A 6,774-nucleotide genomic window follows, 5' to 3' on the forward strand; every position below is an offset into this window, starting at 1 on the left:
TGGTCTTTCCCCTCTCCCCACCCCCTCCCCCGCCCCCCCCCCCGCCCCCCCCCCCCCCCCCCCCCCCCCCCCCCCCCCCCCCCCCCCCCCCCCCCCCCCCCCCCCCCCCCCCCGCGGTTGCTCTCCTCGATCGGTCAGTCCTCACCGCGGACTATCTGGGGCTCGGTGTCGCCGTCCTCGCCCCAGAGGTCCTTGGGCTGGTCGGTGCCGGGGCGGGGGACCGCGGGGCGGCAGGTCCTTATCCGCCCGGTGCCCGCCTCCTCGGTTCGCACGGAGCGGCTGCTGTTCCTGACGGCCTCCACGACCGACACCTCCTGGCTGATCGGCTGCCCCGGCCCTCCTGTGGTCGGCCGGCTGCTTCCGAGCGCCTACCCGATTCGCCCGGCTTGACACTCGTTTGTCTCTGTGCCATCCGGTCGCGGCTCTCTCCGCTGGACGTCTTCGCGGGTCAGACCGATCCGAGCCGGTCCGGACCGCCGGGCGATGCATGGCCCGTAGAGCACCGGGCAGCCGCCGGGTGCCGCTGTCCGGCCGCTTCCCCTCCCCGCCGGGCGGCGGCTCCGGTGCTCACGTGCGGGGGAGGTGCAGGTCGAGGACGCAGATGTCGTCCCGGTTCGCGGGACCCATCGCGGCGAGCGGCCGGGCGAGCATCGGGTCCCGGCCCCCGCGCAGCAGCCGCAGCGCCCGGGCGGCCAGGCGGTCGAGGCCGGCCGAGAGCTCCTCGCCGGGCTGTTCGACGAGGCCGTCCGTGTAGAGGAGCAGATGGTCCCCGGGGAGGAGGGTGACGTCGGCCTGTTCGTACCGGGCGTCGGGCATGGCGCCGAGCAGGCAGCCGGCGGGCTGGGGGAGGAAGGAGGCGGCGCCGTCCCGGATCAGCAAAGGCGGCAGATGGCCGGCGCGGACCCAGCTCAGACGGTGGTCCGACGCCTGGTAGCAGCCCATGACCATGGTGGCGGTGGCGCCGTGCTCCTCCGTGGCGGTGCGCAGGAGCAGGGTGTTGAGCCGGGCGAGGACATCGGGGAGGCCCGGGCCGGTGAGGGCCATGCCCTTGGCCGTGAACCGGAGCTGCGCCATGGTGCCGACGGCCGGCAGCCCGTGCCCGGCGACGTCGCCGACGACGAACAGGGCTCCATCGTCCGGAAGTTCGATCGCGGAGTACCAGTCGCCGCCGACGTTCAGGCCGCGGTCGGCCGGTACGTAGGCGACGTCGACGCGCAGCCCCGCGAGGTCGAGCGACTGCTCCGGGATGGGCAGCAGCGTGTCCTGGAGGCGGGCGCCGAGGGCCCGTTCGGCCTTGAGCATGCCGCGCTGGACGAGGTTGTGCCGCTCGCTGTCGCGCAGCGCGAGTTCGGCGTCGCGCTGGGCGCTGAGGTCCTGGAAGAAGCCGTGCACCTCGACGGGGGCGCCGTCCGCGTCCCGCCGCGCCTCCGCGACGATCCGCAGGTGCCGCACGCCGCGCGCGGTGCTGATGCGGAACGGCTGGTCGACGGGGTCTCCGTCACCCAGCAGCCGCTGGACTGCGTCGGCGAGCCGCGGCAGGTCCTCGGCGACCAGGTGGCGGGGCAGCTCCTCCAGGCGCATCGGGCCCAGCGCGGGGTCGCGGTCGAAGATCACGTACACCTGGTCGGACCAGGTGAGGGTGTCGGTGACCAGGTTCCAGCCGGCCCACCCCAGGTTCCCCAGGCGTTGCAGGTCGGCGAGCCGGCGGGTCTCACGCACGTCGGCGTCGTGGCGCGTCCAGGAGACCACCAGCCGTCCGCCGACCCGGGAGGCGCGGACGGAGTACACCGACTGCCGGGGCAGGTTCGAGTGGACCTCCTCGTAGGTGAAGGGTTCGCCCTCGTAGACCGTCCCCGTGACCAGCGTCTCCAGGTAGCCGTCCCAGAGAGGCGTGCCCGCGATCGTCGGATACGTCTCCAGGATCCGCCGCCCCACGAGGTCGGAGCCGTGGCGACCGGCCACGTCGACGGCCTCCGGCGTCGCGGCGTCGATGCGGTAGTCCTCGACCTCGCCGTGCTCCGACCGCAGCGGCGTCAGCAGGACCGCCGGACCGGCCAGGGCGTCGAAGATCAGCTGCACCGAAGCGGCGTCCTCGTGCGGCGGCTCGAAGCCGTACGGCCCGCGGCCTTCCCGGAGGGGTCCGGCACACAGTCGGACGGCCCGGCGCAACAGCGTCCGGGTGCGCGCGTCGAAGGGGCCGGGGCGGGTCCTGAAGAAGCCGACGACGGTGGTCATGGGCGTGGTGCCCGGCACCGGGAGCCAGGCGCGCGAGGGCCACTGCTCGGGCGGGTCCCCGATCAGCAGGTACCGGCCGGCGTCCCGCCCGACCTCCTCCAGCCACACCGGCTCCTGGGCGTCCACCGCCTCCCGCGCGGCCAGACCCGCCACGGGGGGAACGTGACTCCACTGCTCCGCGAGCGCGTCGTCGATGCCGGCGCAGCCGATCAGCCGCAGACTGCCGGCCGCCGTCACGGTGTAGATCATCACCGCGTCGACGCCCTCCGTCGCGCCCAGCGTCGCCCGCAGCCGCCCCGCCACGTCCTGCGGCCCCCGCTGCTCCGTCAATCCTCGGGCCAGCCGCGCCAGCATGCTCCCCCGCCCGGCGGGGGAGTCCTCCCCGACGACGTAGCGCCCGGAGCTGAAAGGAGACGAAGCCTCCTCGCGCGGCAAGCCGGACGCGGTCCACGGGGCGGGGGGCTCGGACACGCCTCCGGCGTGGCCGAGGGTGATCCAGCACTCCTCCAGGAGCGTGCGCCGGTACCGCTCCGCGCGGTCCAGGAGCAGCTGGTACGCGGCGTCCGCCGAGAGCCCCGTACGGGCCATGACGACGCCCTTGGACCGTTCGAGGACCGCCGACGTCGACGCGCCGTCCTCCAGGTCCATGACCTCGGCCCGCAGCCGTGCCACGACCCTCGCCAGCGCCAGGACCTCCGGCGCCGCACCCTCGCCCGCGTCGGGCGCCACGGAATCGCCCTGCATACACCGAGCATGCCACTCCGGGCCCGGCCCGCACCTCGGTGCGGGGCACCGGGTGCGCGTGCGCGCCGGAACGGGCGTGGCGAGCCGCGCCGCCGGCGGCCGCGTTCCCGGCCGCCGAGCGCCGTCAGCCCCGGTCGGCCGCGCCGGTCACGCCGTGGCCGAGGGGGTCGGCGAGGAGTTCGAGGAGGCCGGCGATCTGCTGGCCGCCTTCGGCGGGGTGGCGGAAGCGCGAGCCCCGGACGATGCCGTAGTGGTTGCGGCGCCCGTCGTCGGCGCGGGTCCGCACGAGATACCCGGCCTCTTCGAGGTCGGTCACGATCCCCTGCACGGTCCGCTCGGTCACGCCGCAGGCCGACGCGATGTCACGGAGCCGGATGCCGGGGTCGCGGGAGATCGCCAGCAGCACCCGCGCGTGGCTGGTGAGGAACGTCCACTCGGAACGGGCACCTCGGGATCCGCCCATACAGGCATCGTCCTCCCGGCCGTCCGGCACCGCAATCGCCCGAGAAGGATTTCCGGTAAACATTGACGCATAACTCAGCGTAGGTGGAGAATTCTCGCATAAGGCAGCGTCGGTTCAGGAGGTCTCATGACTCCCTTCCCCGAAGCCCCGCGCCCCGCGTTCCCCGCGGAGGAGGACGACGGACGCCTCCGCGTCTCCCTGCGTGCGGCCGGGGGCGGCGCCTTCGTCACCGTCGGCGGCGAACTGGACATCGCCGGCGCGTTCCATCTGAGGACCACGCTGGTCCAGGCACTCGACGCCTGCCCGGCGGGCGGCGGGCTCGCCCTGGACCTGTCGGCCGTCACCTTCTGCGACTCCACCGGCCTGAACGCCCTGCTGCGGGCGCGGCAGTGGGCCGAGGCCGCCGGCCACTCCTTCGTCATCACGGCCGCCAGCCCCCAGGTGGCCCGGCTGCTGGAGATCACCGGGGCGGCACCGCTCTTCACCGGCCGCGCGTGAGGCCGCCGCGGACGACGCCGAGGAGGTCGTCCGCGGATTACGACCGCGTGAAGACCTCTTCGGGAACATGTGGAGGGGTTCGGGTCGCGGCGTGAGGCTTCGGTCGGCGAAATGGCCGGAAACGCGCCGGCGAAACGGAAGAATCCCCTTCCGGATCGGCCTCATCTCCGTCCTGAGCAGCGAGAACACTCATGAAGAGGGTGCCGTCGTCACCTGGGTCGGCCGACGGGAGGCCGGGGTATGGTCGGGCCCGCTCGCCGCTCCGGCCGTCGCCGGACCCGGCGGGTGCCATGGCGGCGGGGCGCGTCCGGGCCCCGTGAGAAGACCGAACCGACACGTGCGAGGCGAGGCAGACCGATGGAAGCTCCGACCACCCCGTCGGCCGGCGGTCACGGCTCCGGCCCCGCCGAAGGCCGCCCCGGGGGCTGGTTCGGGCACGGCTCCCCGGCCCCCTCCGCGTCGCCGCCCCCACCCGGTCCCCGCACTCCGCGGGCCCCGGGCGCCCCCCGCGGGCCGATGCCCCCGTCCGCGCCGCGGCCCTCGTCCGGGACGGCCCTGCTGCGGCGCACGATGGCAGAGATCGAGCCGATCGCCGACCGCGTCACGTCCTACTTCTACGCCCTGCTCTTCCTCCGCCACCCTGGCCTGCGCGACCTCTTCCCGGCGGCGATGGACGCCCAGCGGGACCGGCTGTTCAAGGCCCTGCTCACCGCCGCGACCCACGCGGACGACTCGGCCACCCTGACCGCCTACCTCTCCGACCTCGGCCGCGGGCACCGCAAGTACGGCACCCTGCCGGAGCACTACCCGGCCGTCGGCGAGGCCCTGCTCGGCGCCCTCGCCCGCTACGCACCGAAGAGCTGGGGCCCGGAGACGGAGGCCGCCTGGGTCGCCGCGTACACCACGATCTCCCAGATCATGATCGACGCGGCGGCGGCGGACGAGGCCCGGGCTCCCGCCTGGTGGCGGGCGGAGGTGGTCGCCCACGAGAGGCGCACGGCGGACATCGCGGTCGTCACGGTCAGACCGGACGGCCCCTACGCCTTCCGCGCCGGCCAGTACACGGCCCTGGAGACCCCGTGGTGGCCGAGGATCTGGCGGCACTACTCCTTCGCCGCCGCCCCCCGCTCCGACGGGCTGCTGTCCTTCCACGTCAAGGCCGTCCCCGCCGGCTGGGTCTCCACCGCGCTCGTCCACCGCGCCCGCCCCGGCGACGTCGTCAAGCTCGGTCCCCCCTCCGGCTCCATGACGGTGGACCACACCACCGACAACGGCCTGCTCTGCCTCGGCGGCGGTACCGGCATCGCGCCCATCAAGGCACTGGTCGAGGACGTGGCCCGGCACGGTCGCCGCCGCTCCGTCGAGGTGTTCTACGGCGCCCGCCGCGACCACGGTCTGTACGACATCGACACCATGCTCCGGCTCCAGCACTCGCACCCCTGGCTCTCCGTCCGCCCGGTGGTCGACGACGCCGGGCCCCTCGCCGGCGGACTGCCCGAGGCCGTCCGGGACTCCGGTCCCTGGCACACCTTCGACGCGTACCTGTCCGGCCCGCCCGGGATGATCCGCCGTGGCGTCGACACCCTGAGAGGGGTCGGCGTCCCGGCCCACCGCATACGGCACGACTCCATCGAGGAACTGGTCGGGGCGACGAGTTGAGCACTTCGCGGCAGACCGCACGACACCGGACGGCACCCCCGCGCGGCGAACGCCCGGGCAGCGACGGAGAGCACCGCGTCCAGCGGCGCATGGGGACGACGGAACGCGCCGACCGCTTCTACGACGAGCAGGTCCTCGACCGGCTCAACCCCCGGATGCGCGCCTTCGTCGCCCGGCAGGAGATGTTCTTCCTCGCCACCGCCGACCGACACGGCTCCTGCGACAACACCTTCCGGGCCGGCCCGCCCGGCTTCGTCCACGTCCTGGACGACGTGACGCTCGCCTACCCCGAGTACCGGGGCAACGGCGTCCACGCCAGCCTCGGCAACATCGAGGAGAACCCTCGGGTCGGCATCCTCATGGTCGACTTCCTCCGCGACCGCGTCGGCCTGCACGTCAACGGCCGGGTCAGGACCGTGCCCGACGACCTCATGCGCCGGGACCATCCATGGCTCCCCGTCGACGAGGTGCCCGGCCGGCGCGCCCTGGTGTGGATGGTCGTCACCGTCGAGGAGGCGTACATCCACTGCGCCAAGCACATCCCGCACCTCCAGAAGGCCCCGCGCGGCGGCGCCGGTGGCCGGGCGTGGGGGACCGACGACCCCCGGCGCAAGGGCGGCGACTTCTTCGGCGCGGCCGCCGACGCCGCCGCGCGCCGCCCGGCCGCCGACGCCCTCCCCGCCCCGGACCCGCTGCGCGCCCTCACTCCGGTCCCGCCGTCCCTCGCCGGCCCTGGTCCGGCCCCGCTCCCCGGTGCGACCCCGTCCTCCAGCCCCGCCCCGCCCCCCGTCCCGGCCGTCCCCCCGCTCCCGGCCGTGCCTCCCATGCCGACCGTGCCGCCGGCACCGGTCGCGCCGCCCGTCCCCCTCACGCTCCCGCGGTCCCGCCCGGACGCGGCGACGTGGCGCGCGGAGGTCGAACGCACCCTCGCGCGCGCCGAGCGGTGCGCCGTCGCCGCTCACCGGCCCGGCGGGAACGGACCGCACGTCGGCCCGGAACCCTTCAGCGGCTGGTTCCGCCGCGACGACTCCGCCTGAGACGCCCCGGCGGACGCACGGACCCGGGGGGGGGGGGGGGGGGGGGGGGGGGGGGGGGGGGGGGGGGGCGGCGGGGGGGGGGGGGGGGGGTGGGGGGGGGTGGGGGGGGGGGGGGGGGGCGGGGGGGCGGTGGTGATG

At 75.3% G+C, this 6,774-nt stretch carries 6 protein-coding genes; 3 read left to right on the forward strand and 3 right to left on the reverse strand.

Translation table 11 applies throughout. The features are described from left to right. Positions 1-134: 134 nt before the first annotated feature. From ACZ60W_RS28590 to ACZ60W_RS28600, 3 genes are all read right to left on the reverse strand, one after another. Complete coding sequence (locus tag ACZ60W_RS28590) at positions 135-302, reverse strand: hypothetical protein (RefSeq protein ID WP_469758264.1); 168 nt, start codon at positions 300-302, stop codon at positions 135-137. Between the two features lie 265 nt (positions 303-567). Further along, the gene (locus ACZ60W_RS28595; RefSeq protein ID WP_469758265.1) at positions 568-2,979 is read right to left on the reverse strand and encodes a SpoIIE family protein phosphatase; all 2,412 of its coding nucleotides are present in this window, start codon (positions 2,977-2,979) and stop codon (positions 568-570) included. Between the two features lie 124 nt (positions 2,980-3,103). Next, complete coding sequence (locus tag ACZ60W_RS28600) at positions 3,104-3,442, reverse strand: helix-turn-helix transcriptional regulator (RefSeq protein WP_469758266.1); 339 nt, start codon at positions 3,440-3,442, stop codon at positions 3,104-3,106. A 126-nt stretch (positions 3,443-3,568) separates the two neighbouring features. Here ACZ60W_RS28600 and ACZ60W_RS28605 point away from each other — a divergent pair, with 126 nt between their 5' ends. The 3 genes from ACZ60W_RS28605 (at position 3,569) to ACZ60W_RS28615 (ending at position 6,636) form a co-directional block, all read left to right on the forward strand. After that, positions 3,569-3,940, forward strand: coding sequence for an STAS domain-containing protein (locus ACZ60W_RS28605; RefSeq protein ID WP_469758267.1), 372 nt, complete (start codon positions 3,569-3,571; stop codon positions 3,938-3,940). A gap of 570 nt (positions 3,941-4,510) precedes the next feature. Beyond that, positions 4,511-5,599: a globin domain-containing protein gene (locus ACZ60W_RS28610; RefSeq protein ID WP_469758268.1), complete on the forward strand. Its 1,089-nt coding sequence runs from the start codon at positions 4,511-4,513 to the stop codon at positions 5,597-5,599. A gap of 89 nt (positions 5,600-5,688) precedes the next feature. Continuing rightward, complete coding sequence (locus ACZ60W_RS28615; RefSeq protein WP_469758269.1) at positions 5,689-6,636, forward strand: pyridoxamine 5'-phosphate oxidase family protein; 948 nt, start codon at positions 5,689-5,691, stop codon at positions 6,634-6,636. The last annotated feature ends 138 nt before the right edge of the window (positions 6,637-6,774 follow it).

The organism is Streptomyces sp. NPDC104202, assembly GCF_055584185.1.